Origin of the sequence: Mycobacterium sp., assembly GCF_035274705.1 — a bacterium.
GTDB lineage: Bacteria > Actinomycetota > Actinomycetes > Mycobacteriales > Mycobacteriaceae > Mycobacterium.
In genome coordinates this window covers 1-19,219 of record NZ_DATENY010000021.1, presented here as the reverse complement: position 1 = coordinate 19,219, position 19,219 = coordinate 1, and the positions used below count along the sequence as shown (strand labels likewise).

The following is a 19,219-nucleotide window of genomic DNA, read 5'->3' as shown; positions in this document are numbered from 1 at the left end:
TCCCGCAACAGGTTGCCTTCCCCGGTGACCTCTCCGCCCTGATGCCGTCCGCTTTGCAGGCGCCGCTGACCAAGGCCGGCCCTGCGACGGCTCCGGCCGCGGCTCCCGCGGCACCCGGCGCTGGACTGGCCCCGGTGCTGTTGCCGCTGTCCGCACTGCCCTGATCGCCGCGACAGACGAACGTCCACCACTACCAGGCATTGGGGGACCCATGTCATCGACCAGGACGATGCTCACCACCGCGGCAATCGCGGTGGGCTCGTCAGCCGCTCTACTACTGGGCGGCATAACACCAATCGCCAACGCGGACCCGGCAGCACCGGCGCCACCGCTGCCCATCGACGGGCTGCAGGCGCCGGGCTTGTCGGCGGTGCAGAGCCTCGGGCCCGCGATTCAGCGGGCAGCCGCGGACCCGACGAGCGCTGCGTCGCAACTGATGGCCGCAGCAGCGGTGTTCGCGGGTAATTCGGCCGCGCCGGCCGACTCGCGGAATGTGGCGTCGGCCGTCAATCAGTTCGTCGCACAACCGTCGGCCGCGCATGTGCCGGCTCCTGGCGCTGTGCCGGGCACCGAGGCGCACCTGCCTGCGGGCGTCAATCCCGCCCACGCCGTCGGGCCGGTACCGGATGCGGTGCCCGCGCCGGCTCCTGCACCAACGCCGGCCCCGACTCCAGTTCCAGTTCCAGATGCGACGCCCGCGGCTGCCCCTGCGCCCGACGCGAACCCGTCATTCGGACCGGACGCGCCGCCGACACAGGACTTCATGTATCCGTCGATCAGTAACGGGTGCCTCGCGGACGGCGGAAATGTGTTGGCGACGGCGATCTCGGTGGCGGGTCCGGCCAAGATCCCGGCACCCGGACCGAGGGCGGGGCAGACGGCCTACGTGTTCACCGCGATCGGCACGCCGGGCCCGGCGGCCGAGCAGAAGCTGCCGCTGAACGTGACCTGGGTCAACCTGACGACGGGCAAGTCGGGCAGCGCGACGCTGAAGCCGCGGTCGGACATCAATCCCGACGGCCCGACCACGCTGACAGCGATCGTCGACACCGGCTCGGGCAGCATCATCTCGACGATCTTCGGTCAGGTCACCACGACCGAGAAACAGTGCCAGTTCATGCCGACCATCGGCTCGACGGTCGTCCCCTGACCCATTCCGCGAGCGAAGGTCAGTAGGCCATGAAGAGGATGGCGTCCCGGTCGTACTCACGGCCGGGGTGCTTCTCGGACAGGTGAGCCTGGGCCTTCTCGACCAGATCCTCTTCGTCCTTGCCGGTGATCGCCTCGCCGCACGGACAGTTCAAATGCGTCTTCATATCTTCACAATCGCATAGATCAGCATGATGGTGATCATGGATCTCTATGATGTGATGCGCACGACGGGCGCCGTGCGCGAATACACCGGCGACCCGCTGCCCGACGAAGTACTTGAGCGCATCCTCGACAACGCCCGGTTCGCGCCTAGCGGCGGCAACCGCCAGGGCACACGTGTTGTGATCGTCCGCGACGGGCAGACCCGCGAGCGGCTGATCGAGCTGACCATCCCCGGAACGCAGCGATACATCGCGCAATTACGCAACGGCGAGGGCCCGTGGAATCCGTTGCAGCCGTGCGGGGTTGACGCGCAGACGATCGCCGCCGTCGAGGTGCCGCCGCAAAGCCCGTTGCGCGAGGCAGACGTGGTGTTGGTGGTCTGTGTCGATCTGGCGGTCGTCGCGGCGTTCGACCAGGACCTCGACCGCGTCGGCCTGATCGCCGGCGCGTCGGTCTACCCGTTCGTGTGGAACATCCTGCTGGCGGCCCGCAACGAAGGCTACGGCGGCGTGCTCACCACGAACGTCGTGGCGGAGGAACCACGCGTCAAGGAACTGCTGGGCATCCCCGACACCTACGCGATCGCGGCTGTGTTGCCGCTTGGCAAGCCGGTGCGCCAGCTCACCAAGCTCACCCGGAGATCAGTCGCCGAAATCGCCACGCGGGAGCGGTTCGACGGGCAACCGTTCAGCGGTTAGCCACATCGCGACGGGCGTGTCTCTTCCACACACGGTCCACACCGTGAGACCTTTGAATTCGTGACAGCCACGCTGGGCTACGCCACAGCCAGCACCGCCGGGCAGGCCCTCGATAATCAGCTCGCGGAATTGACCGCTGCCGGGGTGGATCCGCGGCGGGTGTTCACCGACCGACTGTCCGACTCAGCCGACCGGGTGCGGGCCGGCCTTCACGCGATGCTCAGCTATGCCCGCTCGGGCGACACCGTCGTGGTGGTCGGACTGGATCGCCTTGGCCGATCAGTGGCCGAGGTGACGCGGACCATCGCCGACCTGACCGACCGCGGCATCACACTGCGGGCACTCAAAGAAGGGCTGGACACCGGCACATCGACCGGACGCGTCGTCGCGAACATCTTGCGCGGCCTCGCCCAGCTCGACCTCGAGCCCGAACGCCAGACGCACTAGGCCTTGGCGGCCTTCGCTCGGTTGATGGCTCAGGCCTTGGCGGCCTTCGCTGCCGCCTTCGCTTGCTTCTTGTACGAACGCACCTTCTCCAGCGAACCCGCGTCCTTGACGTCGGCGACCGACATGAACGACCCGGCCCTGCCGTAATCGCCTGCGGCTTCGCGCCAGCCCTTCGGCGTCACGCCGTACTGCTTGCCGAGCAGCGCCAGGAAGATCTTGGCCTTCTGCTCACCAAAGCCGGGCAAGCCCTTGAGCCGCCGCAACACCTCCGCCCCGTCCGGGTTGTCGGCCGTCCATATCGCCGCGGCGTCGCCGTCATAGCGGTCGACGACAATCTGCGCCAGAGTCTGGATCCGCTTGGCCATCGAGCCCGGGAAGCGGTGCACCGCAGGGCGTTCGGCGCACAGCGTGGCGAACTTGTCGGGGTCGTAGTCGGCGATCTCACGGGCGTCGACGCCGCCCATCCGGTCGGCGATCTTCTTCGGGCCGCCGAACGCCACCTCCATCGGGATCTGCTGATCGAGCAGCATCCCAACCAGCAGCGCGAATGCATTGGAATCCAGCAACGCATCGGCCGCCGGATCTTGGACCAGCTGCAAGGTGGGCACCCGGCCAGTCTAGGACGACTTGCAGCGGAGCGATCGGACTGAGTCGACCGGCACTTCAGGCCGCCGTGAGGTGCGTCTTCGCCGACCGAACGCATCGCTCGGGTCAGGTCGGTTCGGGGGTGTGTGTCGCTAGGGTGTGCGATCGTGGAGCCGATAACCGGTGGATACGCCCCTAGGAGACGGACATGAGACGGGTCATTGCACCCCTTGTTGCGGCGATGGTTACCGCTACTGCGTTGGCCGGCACGGCTCAAGCGATTCCAGACCAGGGCACACCGGCATTCGACGAATACCTGCAAGGCTTGCAACGCAACGGCTACAACCTGAATCCAGACACTGCGTGGCGAGTTGCTCACCAGGCGTGTATCGGCGGCTTACCGGGATACATCGGTTTGGAGATGGCTGCTCAAGGGGTTATCGGCCCCGGAGCACAGGAGCGGGTGATGGACGTGGCCAGAAAGTACGCCTGCCCCGTTCAGTAGGTGAAATCACCGCACATCGCGCTACCCGTGAGCCGGTTGGGACGCGCTCGATGACGATGCTCTTGTAGGTGTGTTGGATGCGACGGACGCGGGAAAGCCCGACACCTGGTTCGAGTATCCCGTCGTGGGCAGCCCGCCCAGAGACGCTCGCAGTCGCTCCTGATCGGTATTCAGCCAAGCTCAGCATCCGTGTCACTGGAGCGTTGGACACCGTGTTGGCCGCGTCTCGAAACGCTGCTCGACAAGGCCGTGATTGTCCTCAACGTGTCCCTGGCTTGCTGATCGAGCAGAACATTGCGTTCCTCGTCGCACTGGCCTTCGCGGTGGCGGCCGCCGCGAACCTGCCGACCATCCTGTATTCGCTGTATTGGTCGCTCGCACTGTGGAGCATGTACGGCGGTCTGATATCGACGATCCTGCTGATCATCTTCTCCCCCGCGGTGTCGGGGGCGAAGACGGCGATGCTGCCGCATGTCGACTTCGCCTGGTTCCCACTGAGCAATCCGGGCATCGTGTCGATTCCGCTGGCGTTCCTGCTCGGCATTGTCGGCACGCTGACCTCGTCGGATCGCGGCGATGCGGAAGTCAACGCCGAATTCGAGGTGCGGGCGCTGACCGGGATCGGCGCGGAGAAGGCGGTCTCACACTGACGTGGCATAACCAACCGCGATAGCGTCGCTGTTGATGGACGTGCTCGAGACCACGCCGAAGACCCGATTCGCCTTCCCGCTGCTGGCCTATGCGTTCGCGGCCATCATGGTCGGCACCACGTTGCCGACGCCGATGTACGCGCTGTACGCCGAGCACATGCACTTTGCGGTGCTGACGACGACGGTGATCTATGCGACGTACGCCGGCGGGGTGCTGTTCGCGCTGCTGGCGTTCGGCCGATGGTCTGATGCGATCGGTCGGCGGCCGGTTCTGCTGGCGGGCGTGGTGTTCGCACTGGCTTCGGCCGCAGTGTTCCTCGTCGCGGATTCTGTACCGACGCTGTTGGTTGGCCGGGTGCTGTCGGGGCTGTCGGCGGGCATCTTCACAGGCACCGCGACCGCGGCCGTGATCGAAGCCGCGCCACCGAATTGGCGCACCAGGGCCGCGGCCGTCGCGACAGTTGCCAACATCGGCGGGCTGGGAACCGGGCCGCTGCTCGCCGGTCTGCTCGTCGAGTACGCACCCGAGCCGCTGAAGCTGAGCTTCATCGTTCACATCGTGTTGGCGGCGCTGGCCGGCATCGCGGTGTTCATTGTGCCTGAAACCTCCCAGAAGGCCGGACGCATTGGGGTGCAGCGGCTCTCGGTGCCGGTCGAAGTGCGCGCGGTCTTCGTCGTCGCCGCGCTCGCGGCGTTCGCGGGTTTCGCGGTGACGGGCTTGTTCACGGCCGTGGCCCCCTCATTCCTGGCCAATGTCGTCGGAATCGATAACCACGCCCTCGCCGGCCTCATCGCCTGTTCGATCTTCGCGGCATCCGCGGTGGCGCAGATCGCAGCCGGCGGGCTGGCGCCGCAACGCGCGGTCGCGATCGGCTGCGCGATCCTGGTAGTCGGCATGGTGATTCTCGCCGTGGCGCTTCATTTTTCGTCGCTGACGGGTTTGATCACCGCCGCAGTGGTATCCGGCATCGGACAGGGCATCAGCTTCAGCCGCGGCCTGGCGGCCGTCGCCGAACGCACACCTGCCGATCGACGCGCCGAGGTGAGCTCCACCTACTTCGTCGTCGCATATGTGGCGATCTCGCTGCCGGTCGTGGGCGAGGGACTGGCCGCCCGCGATTGGGGATTGCAAACCGCCGGCGTGAGTTTCGCCGTCGCGGTCGGGGTTCTGGCGACCATATGCCTGGTTGCGATTCTGGTGCAGGAGGCACGCGAGTCAAGGCGGGCCGTAGCCGCCTAGCCCTGTAGAGCGGCGATCACTGAGCTGAACATCGTCGACTTGATCGCCTTGAGGGTGGGCGCATGCTTGCCTTTGAGCCCCGTGACGAGGTCGACGGCGGCGGCTGTGACTTTGCCTTCCGGCGCCGTCGCCGTGACCAATCCGATCGCCTCGGCGTCAGGGCCGCCGTATCGCCGCGCTGTCGTCATGGCCTCCACTGCCGCGGCTGGCGACACCTTCGCTTGAATCAAGGCGGCCATGCCCGGTGTGAACGGGATCTGGATGTCGGCCTCAGGAAAGCAGTAGTAGCCGCGGTCGCTGCGCATGACGCGAAAATCGTGGGCAATGCCGAGCATTGCGCCGGCACCGAACGCGTGGCCGTTGACGGCCGCGACCGTCGGAACCGGTGCCGTCAGCACCCGCGCAAGCAATGCGTGTACCTGCGCGACGTACCACTCGGCCTGATCACCATGCGAGCCAAGCCATTCCAGATCTAGCCCGTTCGAGTAGTACTTGCCGTCACCCGTGCTCACCAAGGCCTTCGCCTCTCCGGCATCCACCCGGTCGAGGATGCCGTTGACGGTGGCCAACCACTCCGGTGAGAAGCGGTTCTCGTCGTCGCCGAGGTTCAAAACGGCGATGTCGTCGGTGATTTCGACTTGTGGGGACATGTGTTCTCCTTACTTCTTCCTACGAGGCGGCCCGACGGCCAAGATTGCTTCGACTGCGGCGGCAAGCCGTTGACGGGCATCGGCGGTGGGTGGCATTGAGCGGCGCAGCATCAAACCGGTCGGCAACCCCACGATGCAGTCTTCGATGACGCCGACCGCAGCCCCGTCCTTGCGGTCGAACACGGCGATGGACAGCCGGATCAGCATGTCTCGCAAGTCGTCATCGAGCGCCTTTAGATCGGCCTGCACGTCGGCAGGCGCGTCGCCGGTGAGATCTTCGCGCCGGGTACCGAGCACGAGCCGAGCCGAGACGGGGAATTGTTCACTGAAAACCGCGGGTGTATCGGCCGCAGCAACCACGCCGCTAGCTGGGTCAGCCGCCGCATCGACGAGCTCGCGCTGCAGCGCCAGGAATCGGCGTGCTGCTCTCACCCATGCCCGGCCGACCAGTCCGCCCATCGACCCGAATGCGTGATAGATGGCCCCGTTTGAGATGCCGGACAGCTCGGATACCGCGCGAACGGTGACCGCCTTGGGCCCGCCGCGCACCGCCAGCGCTTCCGCGGCGTCGAGCATCGCGTCGCGGTTGTGCAGTTGCGGCCTTGGCATGCACGCACGATAACAGAGCAGTTGCTCTAAAACAAAGCTGACAGTGAATCCTCAATCGTCGCTCGCACAAACTGTTTCGAGGAAAGCGGCAGCGCACCGTGGCGCGAGGCCATCCTCGCCACGCCGCAGTTACTGGACAAAGTCACCATGCTCAACCCCGCCGACCGCGACCGGATAGTGAAGTTGACGGCCGACCGCATCAGCGCCAACGCCGCCACGGACGCGCGGCCAGCCCTGCTGGTTCAGCTGGCCTTCGCAGCGGCCGATTTCGGCTTCCAGCAATGGGTTCGGCAGTCCACAAAGAACCCCAGTCCCCTTCACCTGTACGTCTCCGAGGCGCTCGAGGCCGTCAAGAGCCGGCGCTGGCGGTACGCCAGAAATTTGAGTGGTTCTACCTAGGCGCTGCGGGCTTACCGTTGCGGCATGACAGTTGCGACGCTGTTGCCCACCCCAGCCGAGGTCGAGGCGGCCATACCCGCGACGCGTGACCGCGCCATCGACGTCATCCGCATCGTGTCGCTGGTGGGCGTCGTGGTCGGGCACACGATCATGGCCACCAGCACGCTGCGCGATGGCGTATTCATCTGGAGCAATCTGCTCACCGCGTCGCCGGTGTTCCAGGCGCTGACGTGGGTGTTCCAGATCATGCCGCTGTTCTTCTTCGCCGGTGTCGCGGCATCCGTCGAGTCTTGGGTGCCCGGCGGCAGCTGGGGCAATTGGCTGATGCGCCGCTGCACCCGGCTCTACCGGCCGGTGTTCTACTACCTCGGGTTTTGGTGGGCCGCGCTTGCAGTGCTCAGCACCGTGCTACCCGAGCACGTCTACGAACCGGTCGCCGGCATTTCTATCCAGCTGCTGTGGTTCCTCGGCGCCTATGTCCTGGTGCTGGCGACCATCCCGTTGCTGGCGCGCATCACCACCACCGGACGTCTGGTCGCCGCCGTCGGGGGCGCCTACGCGTTCGTTGCCGTCGTCGACGCGATCCGGATCAACATCGGCGGCACCTCAGCGCTCGGCTACCTCAACATGATCGCGTGGCTGATCCCGGGCTTGTTCGGCGTCGCCTATCGTCGTCACCTCCTGACCGGCCGTGCCGCACTCACGCTCGGCTTCGTCATGCTGGCGATCAACTTGGGGCTACTGGCGTTCGGGCCCTACGAGGTCAGCCTGGTCGGCATCGAGACCCAGCATCTGAAGAACATGACGCCGCCGTCGCTGCTGCTAGCAGGGCATGCAATCATGCTGTGCGCGTTCGCAATTGCCGCGGCGCCCGCGATCGCACGCTGGGCCCAACGTCCGCGGGTGTGGTGGTTGGCCGCGATCGGCAATTCTGGCGCGATGACGCTGTATCTGTGGCACATCCCGCCGCTGCTGGCCATGCATCTGGTGTTCGACTACCTCGGCTGCCCGCGGTTCGACCCGGCGACGCCAGGCTTCATCGTGCTGTCGGTGGTGCAACTTCTGATCATGGCCGTATTGGTCGCGCTGGTGTTCGTCACGCTGCGTCCACTGGAGAACAGCCCGCTGCCACTGTGGGACGGCGGCTTCCTCGCAAAGCCGGGCCGCCGCAGCACCGCCGTCGGTGCACTGCTGTGCATCGCGGGTGCGGCGACCCTGGCGTCGGTCGGTTGGGGGTTGAAGGACCAGGGCCTCTACCTCGTCGCAGTCATGCTCGTGGCGCTGGTCGGCGCACGCGGGCTGGCCGGCGACAGTCAGCGTGTCTGCGCCGCGAGCCGACCGGCGAGAATGACGTAGGTCGCCGCGAAACTGCGCCGCATCCACGCGACGATGCGCGGCCGCGAGATCACCTCGCGACGGACCGCGGCCGCGAATACACCGTAGATGCTGAACACCACCAGCGTCACGGCCATGAAGATCACGCTCGGCCAGACCATCAGCAGCACCCCACCGTCACGGTCGGGCTGGACAAACTGCGGCAGGAACGCGAAGAAGAAGATGGTCAGCTTAGGGTTCAGCATGTTCACCAGCACACCCGACACGATGACGCGCCACGGCGAGACCTTCTCCGGCCGGCCAGCCACGCGAGAGTCCCGCCGCGAGCGTGTAGAGCACACCGGCGCCCGGCGTCGCCACCACGATGAGTGTCGTCAGAAGGAATTCCGGCGTCACGGGCTAGCCGCTCTTGCGGCGAAACTCCCGGCGATTCTCGAGCGGCCCGTGCGCTCGCGGCTGCTTGGCGCCACGATCTTTGTGTTCGGAGCCGCTCGCTGCTTTGGCCTTTTTCCGCTCCAGCGCTTCCCGGAACTTGCGTTTTGTGTCGTCTTCCGGTGCATCAGCCATGTCCGCAGCGTAGCCCTACCGCATCCCGGGCGGCATCCCATATACGTGCGAAATCGGCAACGTCATCAGCACCCGGCGGTCCTCGACCATGGCCCGCCGATAGTCGTCCCAGTCCGGATGCTCACCGGCGATATTGCGGTACAACCCGATCAACGCCTCCACCGTGTCGTCATCCGTTGAAGTCGCCGGTGGAGTCAGCGTCGCGTCCCCCTCCGCGACGGCGTACGCCCAGCCGTCGTCGGAGCTGACGTGGATCGCGGCCCGGGGGTCGCGTCGCAGGTTGCGGGTCTTGGCACGCGTTTCGGTGATCGACGCCCGGATCGCCAGATTCCGCTTGTCGAACCAATACGACACATTTGACAACTGCGGCCTGCCGTCGCGTTTGATCGTGGCCAGCACGCCCAGCGAGTTCCCGCCGATCAATGCCAACAGCTTGTCGTCGAACACTTGGCGCCCCATCACCCGAGCCTACTTCTCTAGGATCGATTCAATGAGCGGGCTTCCTGGGTTTTCTCCAGTCGACGGCAACGTTCTCGAGGGCGTCTCCGCCACCACGCTGTGGACGCTGCGTAATCGTGCAACCGAGGCCAAGCGGTCCGACGGGGTCATCCGCGACCCGTGGGCGGTCACTCTGCTGGACGCGATCGACTACGACTACGGAAAGTTCGGCAGGCCGAGTCAAGTGCACGCGCTGCGAGCCCTGGCGTTCGACTCGTCGACACGGAACTACCTGAGCACACATCCGAAAGCGTCGGTGGTGGTGCTGGCCGAGGGGTTGCAAACCAGCTTCTGGCGACTCGACCGTGCGGGCGTCGCCGACGAACTCACTTGGTACTCCGTGGATTTGCCGCCGGTCATGACATTGCGTGAACAACTGCTGCCCCACGACGAACGGATCGTCGAGTTGGCCCAGTCGGCGCTCGACCTGAGTTGGATGGACCGGGTCGAGACAAAGCACGGCGTGTTCATCACCGCCGAGGGTCTACTGATGTATCTCGACCCCGACGACGCGCTCGGGCTGATCCGCGATTGCGCGGCGCGCTTTCCGGGCGGTCAGATGATGTTCGACTCCGTCCCGCCGTGGTTCAGCCGCCGCACCCTCAAGGGCGCCAAGCTGTCCGGCCGCTACATCGCCCCGCCGATGCCGTTCGCCCTCACCGTGGATGACGGTCTCGCGCTGGCCGAGCGAATTCCCGGCGTGCAGAAGGCCCGCGACGTTGCGCTGCCGCAGGGTCGCGGAGTCTTCAAGTTCGCGTTCTGGCCGCCGCTGGACCGCATTCCGTTGATACGGCACAGGCGCCCGAACTGCACGCTGCTGGAGTTCGGCTGATGACTCGCTACGCGGCGTTCCTGCGCGGCGTCAACGTCGGCGGTGTCAACCTCAAGATGGCCGAGGTGGCCAAGGCCTTTGAAGACGCCGGATTTACCGAAGTCCGAACGATATTGGCGAGCGGCAACGTCTTGCTCGAAAGCAAGTCCGGTGTAGAGGCGGTCAGGAAGAAGGCAGAAGAAGCGTTGCGCGACGCCTTCGGCTACGACGCCTGGGTGCTCGCGTACGACGTAGAAACAGTGCGCGCCGTTTCCGACAGTTTCCCCTTCGAGCGCGAGGTCGAGGGTCACCACTCGTACGTCACGTTCGTCACCGATCCGAAGGTGCTCGACGAACTCGCCGAGCTCGGCAAGGAGGCCGGGCCCGACGAGAAGGTCAAACGCGGTAAAGGCGTCATCTACTGGCAGGTGCCCAAGGGCACGCTGGGCACCACGATCGGCAAGACCATGGGCAAGAAGCGCTACAAGTCGTCGACGACCACGCGAAACTTGCGCACCGTCGAGAAGGTGCTGCGATGAGTTCCGCACCGACGGCGAAGGTCGACGGCACCGTGTTGACCGGTGTCTCGGAGACGGCGTTGCTGACGTTATGGGTGCGGGCACACGAGGCACGGCGGCCGGATTCCATCATCGACGATCCGATGGCGATCGAGCTGGCCGACTCCATCGACTACGACTTCGCCAAGTTCGGGTATTCCCGCCGGCAGGACATGGCGGTACGCGCGCTGGCCTTCGACAGGCACGCCCGTCGCTACCTTCTCGATCACCCCAAGGCCACCGTCGTCGCGCTCGCCGAGGGATTACAGACAAGCTTCTACCGCCTCAACGCCGCCGATATCGGCGACGAATTCCAGTGGCTGACAGTCGATCTCCCCCCGATGGTCGAGCTGCGGCGCAAACTGCTGCTGCCGTCGGACCGGGTGCGTATGCGCGCGCAGTCGGCGCTTGACTTCAGCTGGATGGACGAGGTCGACACGGACCATGGGGTATTCGTCACCGCCGAAGGGCTGCTGATGTACCTGGAGCCCGACGACGCGCTACGGCTGATCACCGAATGCGCCAAACGGTTTCCCGGCGGGCAGATGATGTTCGACCTGCCTCCGGCGTGGTTCGCGATGTGGGCGCGCCGCGGTATGCGGACCTCGCCGCGCTACAAGGTGCCGCCGATGCCGTTCTCGCTGTCTCCGACGGAAGCGGCGAATCTGGTGGAAACCGTGCCGGGCATCCGGGCGGTGCATGATCTGCCGATGCCGGCCGGCCGCGGCAAGGTATTCAACGCACTGATTTGGACGGCCCAGCGTCTCCCGCTGTTCGATCCGGTCCGGCCGGTGCTGACCCTGCTGGAATTCGGCTAGCTGAACGCCGCCTCGACGTACCGCAGCGCCTCGGCCTTGCCGACGCCGAGCGCCTTGGCCGCCGAAACGTAGGCATGCGCGGCAGTGGCCATCGCGGCGTCGGCAGGGTCCGCGCGGGCGACGAAAGTACCGAATCGACCACGGGTTTCGAGAATTCCCGCCGACTCCAGCTCTCGGTATGCGCGCGCCACGGTGTTGACGGCCAGGCTCAACTGGCCCGCGAGTTCACGCACCGTCGGCAACCGGGTGCCGGGCGGTAACTTGCCGTCCCGGACCCCGTCGATGATCTGCGTCCTGAGCTGGTCGAAAAGCGGCTTGGCTGCGTGTGGATCGACGCTTACCCAGTCCCCCAACTCCGCCACGTGCTCAGTATCTCTTAAACCCGCTAGTTTGGTGGTGTGCAAGTAACGGTGCTCAGCGGAGCGGGCATTTCCGCAGAGAGCGGCGTGCCGACCTTCCGCGACGCCGAAACCGGCTTGTGGGCGAAGGTCGACCCGTACGAGATCTCCAGCGCACAGGGTTGGCGGGCGCATCCGGACAGGGTGTGGGCGTGGTACCTGTGGCGGCACTACATGATGAGCTCTGTGGCGCCCAACAACGGCCACCTTGCCGTCGCGGCCTGGGAGGACTACGCCGACGTGCACGTCGTCACCCAGAATGTCGACAACTTGCACGAGCGTGCCGGCAGCAAACGCGTCTACCACTTGCATGGCAGTCTGTTCGAATTCCGTTGCGACCGTTGCCAAACCGCCTACGCTGACGATCTGCCAGAGATGCGCGAGCCGACCGAGTCGGTCGACCCGCCGCGCTGTGTGTGCGGTGGTTTGATCCGGCCGAACGTGGTGTGGTTCGGCGAGCCGCTGCCCGACGACGCATGGCAGCGGTCCGTGGAGGCGGTGACGAACGCGGACGTGGTCATCGTGGTGGGCACGTCGTCGATCGTCTACCCCGCGGCGGGGCTGCCCGAGCTGGCGCTCGCCAACGGTACCGCGGTGATCGAGGTGAATCCCGAGCGCACACCGCTGTCGGATGCCGCGACGGTCGTCATCCGCGAATCAGCGGCCACGGCGCTGCCGGCGCTGCTGCAACGCCTGCCCGCACTGCTCGGCTAGCTAGGCGGGTTTAACCGCCCGGCCGATCGCGAATTCCGACACCGGTACCGGTACCCACGCCGGAACCGTCCACTCGCGGCGGGCACCACTCACCTGGAAACCCGCGCCGACGATTGTCTCCTCGGTATGTCGATGGGTGTGACAGTTACCGGCAATCCGCGGCCATATCGTCGCGTCGGCGATCTTCTGCAGCCGTTCACGACGGCCGCTGCTTGCGACGTGTTCGAGGTAGCGCAGCTCGCCACCCGGGCGCAGCACCGAATGCAATTGCTGGACAACCTGTTCGGGCTCGTCAACCGAGCAGAGCACCAGTGAGCACACCACTGCGTCGAACGGCTCACCTGAGGAAAAGCTCTCCACGGTCGACGCACTCACCGTGACGGGCACCGTCGCCGCGGCAGCAGCTTTCTGCGCAAGAACCGCCAGCCGCCGCTCGGGTTCGACGGCCACGACTTCGGTCACCGTGTCCGGATAGAACTCGAAGTTGGTCCCGGTGCCCGCGCCGACTTCCAGTACGCGGCCGGACAGGCCGGCGAGGTTTTCGCGCCGCAGCCGCTTGAGCGCCTCCGGCTCGTGTTTCGACATCACGGTCCACACTCGCGCGAAGAACGGATTATCGACGGTGTTGCTGCTCATCGAGCATTCCCTTCAATCTGCTAATCGCTTCCTGCGGTGGCAGTTCCGGATCGATCACACCGGACATGATGTGTCCGGCGCACATCGCCCTCAGCACGCGATCGGTGAACACCTCGGCATCGCCCCACGGCATGTACGGCCGCGATATCAGCATTGCGGCCACCCCATGTGCCGCTGCCCATAACTCCAAGACGAAGGCGGTGGAATCACCGGCCGGATAGACACCTTCGGCCATCAACGACTCAATTGCGCTGCGCATGTGTTCGAACGCGGAGCTATTCAGGGCAACGTCTACGTCGCTGCCGGGTCTGCCCTCACCCATGGTGGCAATGCGATACAGCTCAGGGGTTTTCGTCGCAAACCGGACGTAGGCCAGGCCCTGCGCCCGCAGCACCTCGATCGCAGACGGTTGGTCCGCCGCTGCCCTCTGCATCTCCTCGTCGAGCTTCTCGAAGTACCGTGCACACACCGCGTCCAGCAGCGTGTCCTTGTCGGCGAAATGCAGATAGATCGACGGCGGCGTCACCCCGACGCGCTGTGCCACCGACCGGATGGACACCGCTTTGGCGTGGCCTGTCTCCAGCAACAGGTCCGTGGTCGCGTCGAGGATCTCATCGCGCAACTGTTCACCGGAACCGCGGGCTGCGCGGCGTCGCTTCAACGGCTGGACCGTCACGCTAACCAGTGTCCGTCACGGAAACCGTGCGCCGTCGATGATCCCGCGTCGGCGTCACCGTATCGTCACCGGATTCATTGATCCCGATCCGCTCGTGCAGCCGGGCCAGCGGCTTGGGCGCCCACCAGTTCCAGCGACCCAGCACGTGCATGAACGCCGGCACCAACAGCATCCGCACCAGCGTCGCGTCGACGAGCACCGCCAGGGTCAGCCCGACGCCGAACATCCGCATGAACGACACCTGGGCTGCGATCAGCGCGGCGAACGAGATGGACATGACAAGCGCCGCAGCGGTGACGACGCGGCCCATGCGGGCCAGCCCGAGCGCGACACTTTCGTCGTTGTCCGCCCGAGTGCGCCCGGACCGCAGCCAGTACTCGCGGATCCGGGACACCAGGAACACCTCGTAGTCCATCGACAACCCGAATGCGATGCAGAACATCAGCACCGGCATGTTGGCCACCAACGTTCCGGTGGGTGTGGTGCCCAGGGCGCCCAGGTGGCCGTCCTGGAAGATCCACACCAACGCGCCGAAGGACGCGGTCAGCGATAAGACGTTGAGCACCAACGCCTTCAGCGGCAAGATCACGCTGCCGGTAAGCAGGAACAGGAGCACGAAGGTGATGGCCGCGATCACGCCGAGGACCAGTGGCAGGCGGGAGGTGACCGCCTCGGAGCTGTCGCGGTTGATCTGTGCGATGCCGGTCATCTGTACTGGCTGGCCGGCCGGTGTGCTGACCGCACGCAGCCGATCGAGCTGGGCTTCGGAGGCGTCGGTGAACAGCGGTGCGGTGCTGCCGACCGTGAGGTACGCGCTGCCGTCCTTGAACCCCGTGGCCGCCGCCGGCGGACCGGACGGCCTGCCGCCGACGAACGTGCCGCCAGGCGCCGAAACCGACGACACGTCGGGCACCCGCGACAGCGCCGCGGCATAGCGGTCGAGTTCGGCAGGGCCGATCCCCGTCGTGTCGGGGATGACGATGACCACGTTCTTCGCGGAGTCGACGGCGAAGTTGTTGCGTAGGTCGTCGCCGACCTGGCGCGTTGACGCCGATTGCGGCAGTACACGATCGTCGGGAAAGCCCCACTTGATGCCGAGGAACGGCGCGCCGAGCACGAGCAGTAGCGCGACGATCGCGAGCGCGATCGGAATTGCCCGGCGTTCAACGAATTTCGTGGATCGATACCAGAAGTTCTGCTCGATTGGCTTGCGCACCGGGTCCGGCCGGCCCAGGATGCGGCGGACCAGCCGCCGCACGTCCAGCGAGTCCAGCCGGTCGCCGAGTAGCACGATCGCGGCAGGCGCCACCACGATCGCCGCGACGGCCGCCAATGCCACCACCGCAATCCCGGCATACGCGAACGACTTGAGGAAGTACATCGGGAACAGCACCATCGCAACCATCGACAGCGCGACTGTCATCGCCGAGAAGAGCACGGTCCGGCCCGCGGTCGTCATGGTGCGAACCAGAGCGCGCTCGCGGTCCGCCCCGTCGGCGAGCTCGTCGCGGTATCGGCTGATGATCAACAGCGTGTAGTCGACAGCCATCGCCAAGCCCAGTGCGACGGTGAGGTTCAGCGCGAAGATCGACACGTCGGTAACCAGCGTGATCGCCCGCAGCACCGCCATCGAACCCAGAATGGCGAATCCACCGACGGCCAACGGCAGCGCGGCGGCCATCAGCCCGCCGAACACCCACACCAGCACCAAGAAGCTGAGCGGAACGGCGATGGATTCCATCAAGAGCAGGTCTTTTTCGGTTTGCCCGTTGACCTGGACGTAGGTCATCACCTCGCCGCCGGCGCGCACGGTGACGCCATCGCGGTCATGCACGAGCTGACCCGTCAGCGCCTTCGCATGCTTCTGCGCGTCGCTCTCACCGCCAGTGATGCCGGCGACGATCAGCCCCGTCTTGCCGTCCTTGCTGATGAGTGCCGGCGCGGCGGGCGGCGGCGCGGTCCACGCCGAGGTCACGTCGGCCACATATGGCGAGGCCTTCAGCTGCGCGGCGATGTCGGCGGCGACCGCTTGAGCCTCGGGGCTCTGCGCACCGGCGTCCGACGTGACGCTGATCAGCAGCTGCATGTCGCCCTGGCCGAACTTGTCGACCAGCAGCTTGGCCGCCTGAGCCGACTGCGATGTCGGGTCCTTCATGCCGCCGGCTGACAGGTGCTTGGCGACCGGAATTCCGAAGATGCCGCACCCGATCAGGACCAGTGCCGCGATCGCGATGATTCGTCGTGGCGCGGCGATGGCCAGCAATGCAATGCGTTGCAGCACGACGCGTCCTTCCGTCAAGCGCTTGATATCGTCGATAACTTATCAGTGGTAACTTGAGATGGTCAACGCCTCCACCCCCACGGTAGATACGGCGCGACACGGCTGGTTGTTCACGTGGGATCCCCGCCTAAATTGCAGCCAGGGCTGTGACTCGTCCTCCACCACGACCTCCAGTGCAATTTTCACGAGCGCTGGAGGGGCCGATGAATTCCTTCACCGGCGTGTCGAGGGACCTTTGCGTTCCCCAGCTTGCGCGTGGGTCCATCTCGGCTCGATTTGAGCTACTCACGGGTAGCCGGCGAACCTACCCGGGGGTAAGAATTGCCACCATTTTCCGAATCGTGACTCAAAGAATCCTTAATGGTGATGGTTACTGTTCAGTACATGTGGATCGACGACACCAGTGCTGATGTCATCAAGGTTGACTTCGAGGCGCTCTACCACGGCGATGTCCTGGTCGAGGGCGATACGTCGGAGCAGCTCGACGACGAGCACCCTCTGCCCACCGCGGTCTGAGTAAGCGCGCGCCCTGCGGCGCGCGTTCACTCGGGACGGTTTGCCCAGCGCGGGCACTTTCGTCGTTAGGTCTTTTCCTAAGCCGCGTTCTCTTCTTCGTCGGGTTCGATCATGTCGGCCAGTCGTCCGGTGATCAGTTCTTCTGCCTCGTCGACGATGCGCGATACCAGCTCACCAACCGTCGGTATGTCGTTGATGAGGCCCATTGCGGTGCCGACCGACCAGATCCCGGCGTCCAGGTCGCCGACCTCGTAGACCTTGACCCCGCGCTTGCCCGCGACAAGATCCTTGATGTCCTCGAACTGACCGCCGCGGTTGAGGATCTCGACCACCTCGCGCGACACCGCATTGCTCGCCACCCGCGCCGTGTTGCGCAGGGTGCGGAAGATCAGCTCGGTGTCGGTTTCCTTGCCCACGACGATGGCTTCCTTGACGTTCTGATGAATCGCCGACTCGACCGTGCACATGAAGCGCGACCCCATGTTGATGCCGTCGGCGCCCAATGCGAGTGCGGCCACCAGACCACGCGCATCTGCGAAACCACCGGAAGCGAGCATCGGGATCTCGATCTGCGCAGCGGCGGCCGGGATCAGCACCAGTCCGGGGATGTCGTCCTCGCCGGGGTGCCCGGCGCATTCGAAGCCGTCGATGCTGATGGCGTCCACGCCCAGGCTTTGCGCCTTGACCGCATGTCGCACCGAGGTGCATTTGTGGATCACCTTGATGCCGTTGTCGTGAAACATCGGCAGGTGCGGCGCCGGGTTGGAGCCCGCGGTCTCGACGATCTTGATGCCGGAGTCGACGATCACCTGCCTGTACTCGTCGTAGGGCGGCGGGTTGATCGTCGGCAGGATGGTCAGGTTCACGCCGAACGGCCTGTCAGTGAGATCGCGGCAGCGCGCGATCTCGTTCGCCAGGTCCGAGGGCGTCGGCTGAGTCAGCGCGGTGATGAATCCCAGCGCACCCGCATTGGCAACGGCCGCAACGAGTTCCGCGCGGCCGACCCATTGCATGCCGCCTTGCGCGATGGGGTGCTCGACCCCGAAGGTCTGGGTGAACTTCGTCGCGATCGTCATCTGCGCTCCCTAGCTCTTCGCGCAAGCGCTCATCGCGGCGCCATCCGGATCGCGCCGTCGAGACGGATGACTTCGCCGTTGAGCATCGGGTTCTCGACGATGTGCACGGCCAGCGCGCCGTACTCGTCGGGATCGCCGAGGCGGGCCGGGTGCGGAACCTGCTGGCCCAGCGACTTCTGCGCTTCCTCGGGCAGCGAGCCAAGCAGCGGCGTCTTGAACAGGCCCGGCGCGATGGTGCACACGCGGATCAACTCGCGCGACAGGTCGCGCGCGATCGGCAGCGTCATGCCGACGACGCCGCCCTTGGACGCCGAGTACGCGGCCTGACCGATCTGGCCCTCGAATGCCGCCACCGATGCGGTGTTGATGATGACGCCGCGCTCTTCACCGATCGGCTCGGACTTGGCGATGCGCTCGGCGGCCAACCGCAGCACGTTGAATGTGCCGATCAGGTTGACGTTGATGACCTTCTTGAACTCGTCGAGCGGGAAGGCACCGTTCTTGGAGAACGTCTTGATCGCATTGCCGATGCCGGCGCAGTTGACGTTGATCCGGAGTGTGCCAAGCGATTCGGCGACGTCGAGCGCCTCGGTCACGGCCGCCTCATCGGTGACGTTGGCCGAGACGAACTTCGCGCGGTCGCCGAGTTCGTTCACGACCTCTTCGCCCTTGAGGTCGATGACCACCACTTGCGCGCCACGGTCCAGCAGGCGCTTGGTGGTCGCCAGGCCCAGGCCCGAGGCTCCGCCGGTGACAACGGCTACGGCGTCTCTGATCTCCACTGATTGGTTCCTTTCCTCTATACCCAGTCGCTGAGTACGGCTTCGGTGTCCGCGCCAGGCACACCGGGCGGTTCCGGTGCGGACGGCACGCTGCGGGAGAACCGCGGCGCAGGCGCGGCGAACAGATGGTCGCCGTCGCGGTAGAACGTGTCGCGCTCGGTGACGTGCGGCTCGGACTCGACCTCGCCGAACGACAGCACGGGCGTCACACACGCGTCGCTGTCGGTGAACACCTTGGCCCAGTGGTCGCGGTCTTGCGACGCGAAGACCTCGGTAAGCCGGGCGCGCAGCTCGGGCCAGCGGCTGACGTCGTTCTGGTCGGGCAGGTCGGCCGCGTCGAGGCCGAGCTTGGACAGCAGTTCGGCGAAGAACTGCGGCTCGATGGCGCCCACCGCGACGTAGCGGCCGTCGGCGCATGTGTATGTGTCGTAGTACGGCGCACCGGTGTCGAGTATGT

Annotated in this window: 26 protein-coding genes and 1 pseudogene; 13 read left to right on the top strand and 14 right to left on the bottom strand. The window is 65.7% G+C overall.

Annotation, left to right across the window (positions count from 1 at the left end; genetic code table 11):
- Positions 1 to 211 precede the first annotated feature (211 nt).
- Positions 212 to 1,150 carry a hypothetical protein gene (locus VJV41_RS05670; RefSeq protein WP_325331999.1) on the top strand — a complete coding sequence of 313 codons (939 nt, stop codon included), beginning with the start codon at positions 212 to 214 and terminating at the stop codon, positions 1,148 to 1,150.
- Between the two features lie 19 nt (positions 1,151 to 1,169).
- On the opposite strand, the gene VJV41_RS05665 is transcribed toward VJV41_RS05670, so the two are convergent.
- Positions 1,170 to 1,316 carry a DUF1059 domain-containing protein gene (locus VJV41_RS05665; protein WP_325331997.1) on the bottom strand — a complete coding sequence of 49 codons (147 nt, stop codon included), beginning with the start codon at positions 1,314 to 1,316 and terminating at the stop codon, positions 1,170 to 1,172.
- 36 nt (positions 1,317 to 1,352) lie between these two features.
- Between VJV41_RS05665 and VJV41_RS05660 the strand changes: the two genes are divergently transcribed.
- Positions 1,353 to 2,012 carry a nitroreductase family protein gene (locus VJV41_RS05660; RefSeq protein ID WP_325331995.1) on the top strand — a complete coding sequence of 220 codons (660 nt, stop codon included), beginning with the start codon at positions 1,353 to 1,355 and terminating at the stop codon, positions 2,010 to 2,012.
- Between the two features lie 60 nt (positions 2,013 to 2,072).
- Positions 2,073 to 2,459 (top strand): recombinase family protein, encoded by a 387-nt coding sequence (locus tag VJV41_RS05655; RefSeq protein WP_325331993.1) that lies wholly within the window; start codon positions 2,073 to 2,075, stop codon positions 2,457 to 2,459.
- Positions 2,460 to 2,488: 29 nt separating this feature from the next.
- On the opposite strand, the gene VJV41_RS05650 is transcribed toward VJV41_RS05655, so the two are convergent.
- The gene (locus VJV41_RS05650; RefSeq protein WP_325331991.1) at positions 2,489 to 3,067 is read right to left on the bottom strand and encodes an HhH-GPD-type base excision DNA repair protein; all 579 of its coding nucleotides are present in this window, start codon (positions 3,065 to 3,067) and stop codon (positions 2,489 to 2,491) included.
- Positions 3,068 to 3,252: 185 nt separating this feature from the next.
- Between VJV41_RS05650 and VJV41_RS05645 the strand changes: the two genes are divergently transcribed.
- From VJV41_RS05645 to VJV41_RS05635, 3 genes and pseudogenes are all read left to right on the top strand, one after another.
- Positions 3,253 to 3,549, top strand: coding sequence for a DUF732 domain-containing protein (locus VJV41_RS05645; protein ID WP_325331989.1), 297 nt, complete (start codon positions 3,253 to 3,255; stop codon positions 3,547 to 3,549).
- 287 nt (positions 3,550 to 3,836) lie between these two features.
- A pseudogene (locus VJV41_RS05640) lies at positions 3,837 to 4,199 on the top strand (cation acetate symporter); the annotation flags it as partial.
- A 34-nt stretch (positions 4,200 to 4,233) separates the two neighbouring features.
- Positions 4,234 to 5,439, top strand: coding sequence for an MFS transporter (locus VJV41_RS05635; protein WP_325331987.1), 1,206 nt, complete (start codon positions 4,234 to 4,236; stop codon positions 5,437 to 5,439).
- Here VJV41_RS05635 and VJV41_RS05630 read toward each other — a convergent pair.
- Together VJV41_RS05630 and VJV41_RS05625 are read right to left on the bottom strand one after the other, a co-directional pair.
- Positions 5,436 to 6,089, bottom strand: a complete 654-nt coding sequence (locus VJV41_RS05630; protein WP_325331985.1) for an enoyl-CoA hydratase/isomerase family protein — start codon at positions 6,087 to 6,089, stop codon at positions 5,436 to 5,438. The genes VJV41_RS05635 and VJV41_RS05630 overlap by 4 nt on opposite strands.
- 9 nt (positions 6,090 to 6,098) lie before the next feature.
- Positions 6,099 to 6,698, bottom strand: a complete 600-nt coding sequence (locus VJV41_RS05625; protein ID WP_325331983.1) for a TetR/AcrR family transcriptional regulator — start codon at positions 6,696 to 6,698, stop codon at positions 6,099 to 6,101.
- 147 nt (positions 6,699 to 6,845) lie between these two features.
- Here VJV41_RS05625 and VJV41_RS05620 point away from each other — a divergent pair, with 147 nt between their 5' ends.
- Both VJV41_RS05620 and VJV41_RS05615 read left to right on the top strand, forming a co-directional pair.
- The gene (locus tag VJV41_RS05620) at positions 6,846 to 7,097 is read left to right on the top strand and encodes a hypothetical protein (RefSeq protein WP_325331981.1); all 252 of its coding nucleotides are present in this window, start codon (positions 6,846 to 6,848) and stop codon (positions 7,095 to 7,097) included.
- Between the two features lie 24 nt (positions 7,098 to 7,121).
- A complete protein-coding gene (locus tag VJV41_RS05615) occupies positions 7,122 to 8,453 on the top strand; it encodes an acyltransferase (protein ID WP_325331979.1) in 1,332 nt (443 codons plus the stop codon).
- On the opposite strand, the gene VJV41_RS05610 is transcribed toward VJV41_RS05615, so the two are convergent.
- The 3 genes from VJV41_RS05610 to VJV41_RS05600 all read right to left on the bottom strand — a co-directional run bounded on the left by VJV41_RS05610 (position 8,411) and on the right by VJV41_RS05600 (position 9,458).
- Entirely contained in the window at positions 8,411 to 8,740 is a 330-nt protein-coding gene (locus VJV41_RS05610) for a LysE family translocator (protein WP_325331977.1), read from the bottom strand. The genes VJV41_RS05615 and VJV41_RS05610 overlap by 43 nt on opposite strands.
- Positions 8,741 to 8,831: 91 nt before the next feature.
- On the bottom strand, positions 8,832 to 8,999 hold the full coding sequence (locus VJV41_RS05605) for a DUF5302 domain-containing protein (protein WP_325331975.1): 168 nt from the start codon (positions 8,997 to 8,999) through the stop codon (positions 8,832 to 8,834).
- A gap of 15 nt (positions 9,000 to 9,014) precedes the next feature.
- Positions 9,015 to 9,458, bottom strand: coding sequence for a PPOX class F420-dependent oxidoreductase (locus VJV41_RS05600; RefSeq protein WP_325331973.1), 444 nt, complete (start codon positions 9,456 to 9,458; stop codon positions 9,015 to 9,017).
- 31 nt (positions 9,459 to 9,489) lie between these two features.
- Between VJV41_RS05600 and VJV41_RS05595 the strand changes: the two genes are divergently transcribed.
- The 3 genes from VJV41_RS05595 to VJV41_RS05585 are packed head-to-tail and all read left to right on the top strand — an operon-like array spanning position 9,490 to position 11,683.
- On the top strand, positions 9,490 to 10,329 hold the full coding sequence (locus VJV41_RS05595) for a class I SAM-dependent methyltransferase (protein ID WP_325331971.1): 840 nt from the start codon (positions 9,490 to 9,492) through the stop codon (positions 10,327 to 10,329).
- Positions 10,329 to 10,847, top strand: a complete 519-nt coding sequence (locus VJV41_RS05590) for a DUF1697 domain-containing protein (protein ID WP_325331969.1) — start codon at positions 10,329 to 10,331, stop codon at positions 10,845 to 10,847. The genes VJV41_RS05595 and VJV41_RS05590 overlap by 1 nt, the downstream gene beginning before the upstream one ends.
- The gene (locus tag VJV41_RS05585; protein ID WP_325331967.1) at positions 10,844 to 11,683 is read left to right on the top strand and encodes a class I SAM-dependent methyltransferase; all 840 of its coding nucleotides are present in this window, start codon (positions 10,844 to 10,846) and stop codon (positions 11,681 to 11,683) included. Before VJV41_RS05590 ends, VJV41_RS05585 begins: the two co-directional genes overlap by 4 nt.
- Here the strand turns inward: VJV41_RS05585 and VJV41_RS05580 are convergent.
- Positions 11,680 to 12,045, bottom strand: coding sequence for a GntR family transcriptional regulator (locus tag VJV41_RS05580; protein ID WP_325331965.1), 366 nt, complete (start codon positions 12,043 to 12,045; stop codon positions 11,680 to 11,682). The genes VJV41_RS05585 and VJV41_RS05580 overlap by 4 nt on opposite strands.
- Positions 12,046 to 12,081: 36 nt before the next feature.
- Between VJV41_RS05580 and VJV41_RS05575 the strand changes: the two genes are divergently transcribed.
- Entirely contained in the window at positions 12,082 to 12,795 is a 714-nt protein-coding gene (locus VJV41_RS05575; protein ID WP_325331963.1) for an NAD-dependent deacylase, read from the top strand.
- On the opposite strand, the gene VJV41_RS05570 is transcribed toward VJV41_RS05575, so the two are convergent.
- From VJV41_RS05570 to VJV41_RS05560, 3 genes are read right to left on the bottom strand one after another with little or no spacing between them, the layout of a single operon-like run.
- Positions 12,796 to 13,431, bottom strand: a complete 636-nt coding sequence (locus VJV41_RS05570) for a class I SAM-dependent methyltransferase (RefSeq protein ID WP_325331961.1) — start codon at positions 13,429 to 13,431, stop codon at positions 12,796 to 12,798.
- Positions 13,409 to 14,107 carry a TetR/AcrR family transcriptional regulator gene (locus VJV41_RS05565; RefSeq protein WP_325331959.1) on the bottom strand — a complete coding sequence of 233 codons (699 nt, stop codon included), beginning with the start codon at positions 14,105 to 14,107 and terminating at the stop codon, positions 13,409 to 13,411. The genes VJV41_RS05570 and VJV41_RS05565 overlap by 23 nt, the downstream gene beginning before the upstream one ends.
- A 1-nt stretch (position 14,108) precedes the next feature.
- Entirely contained in the window at positions 14,109 to 16,388 is a 2,280-nt protein-coding gene (locus VJV41_RS05560; protein ID WP_325331957.1) for an MMPL family transporter, read from the bottom strand.
- Positions 16,389 to 16,772: 384 nt separating this feature from the next.
- On the opposite strand from VJV41_RS05560, the gene VJV41_RS05555 reads away from it, so the two are divergent.
- Complete coding sequence (locus tag VJV41_RS05555; protein WP_325331955.1) at positions 16,773 to 16,904, top strand: hypothetical protein; 132 nt, start codon at positions 16,773 to 16,775, stop codon at positions 16,902 to 16,904.
- 77 nt (positions 16,905 to 16,981) lie between these two features.
- Here the strand turns inward: VJV41_RS05555 and VJV41_RS05550 are convergent, their stop codons facing one another.
- The 3 genes from VJV41_RS05550 to VJV41_RS05540 all read right to left on the bottom strand — a co-directional run.
- Positions 16,982 to 17,980 carry a nitronate monooxygenase family protein gene (locus VJV41_RS05550; protein WP_325331953.1) on the bottom strand — a complete coding sequence of 333 codons (999 nt, stop codon included), beginning with the start codon at positions 17,978 to 17,980 and terminating at the stop codon, positions 16,982 to 16,984.
- A 29-nt stretch (positions 17,981 to 18,009) separates the two neighbouring features.
- Complete coding sequence (locus VJV41_RS05545; protein ID WP_325331951.1) at positions 18,010 to 18,762, bottom strand: 3-hydroxyacyl-CoA dehydrogenase; 753 nt, start codon at positions 18,760 to 18,762, stop codon at positions 18,010 to 18,012.
- A 17-nt stretch (positions 18,763 to 18,779) separates the two neighbouring features.
- On the bottom strand, positions 18,780 to 19,219 hold a 440-nt coding region (locus tag VJV41_RS05540; RefSeq protein ID WP_325331949.1), incomplete at its 5' end, for a CoA transferase.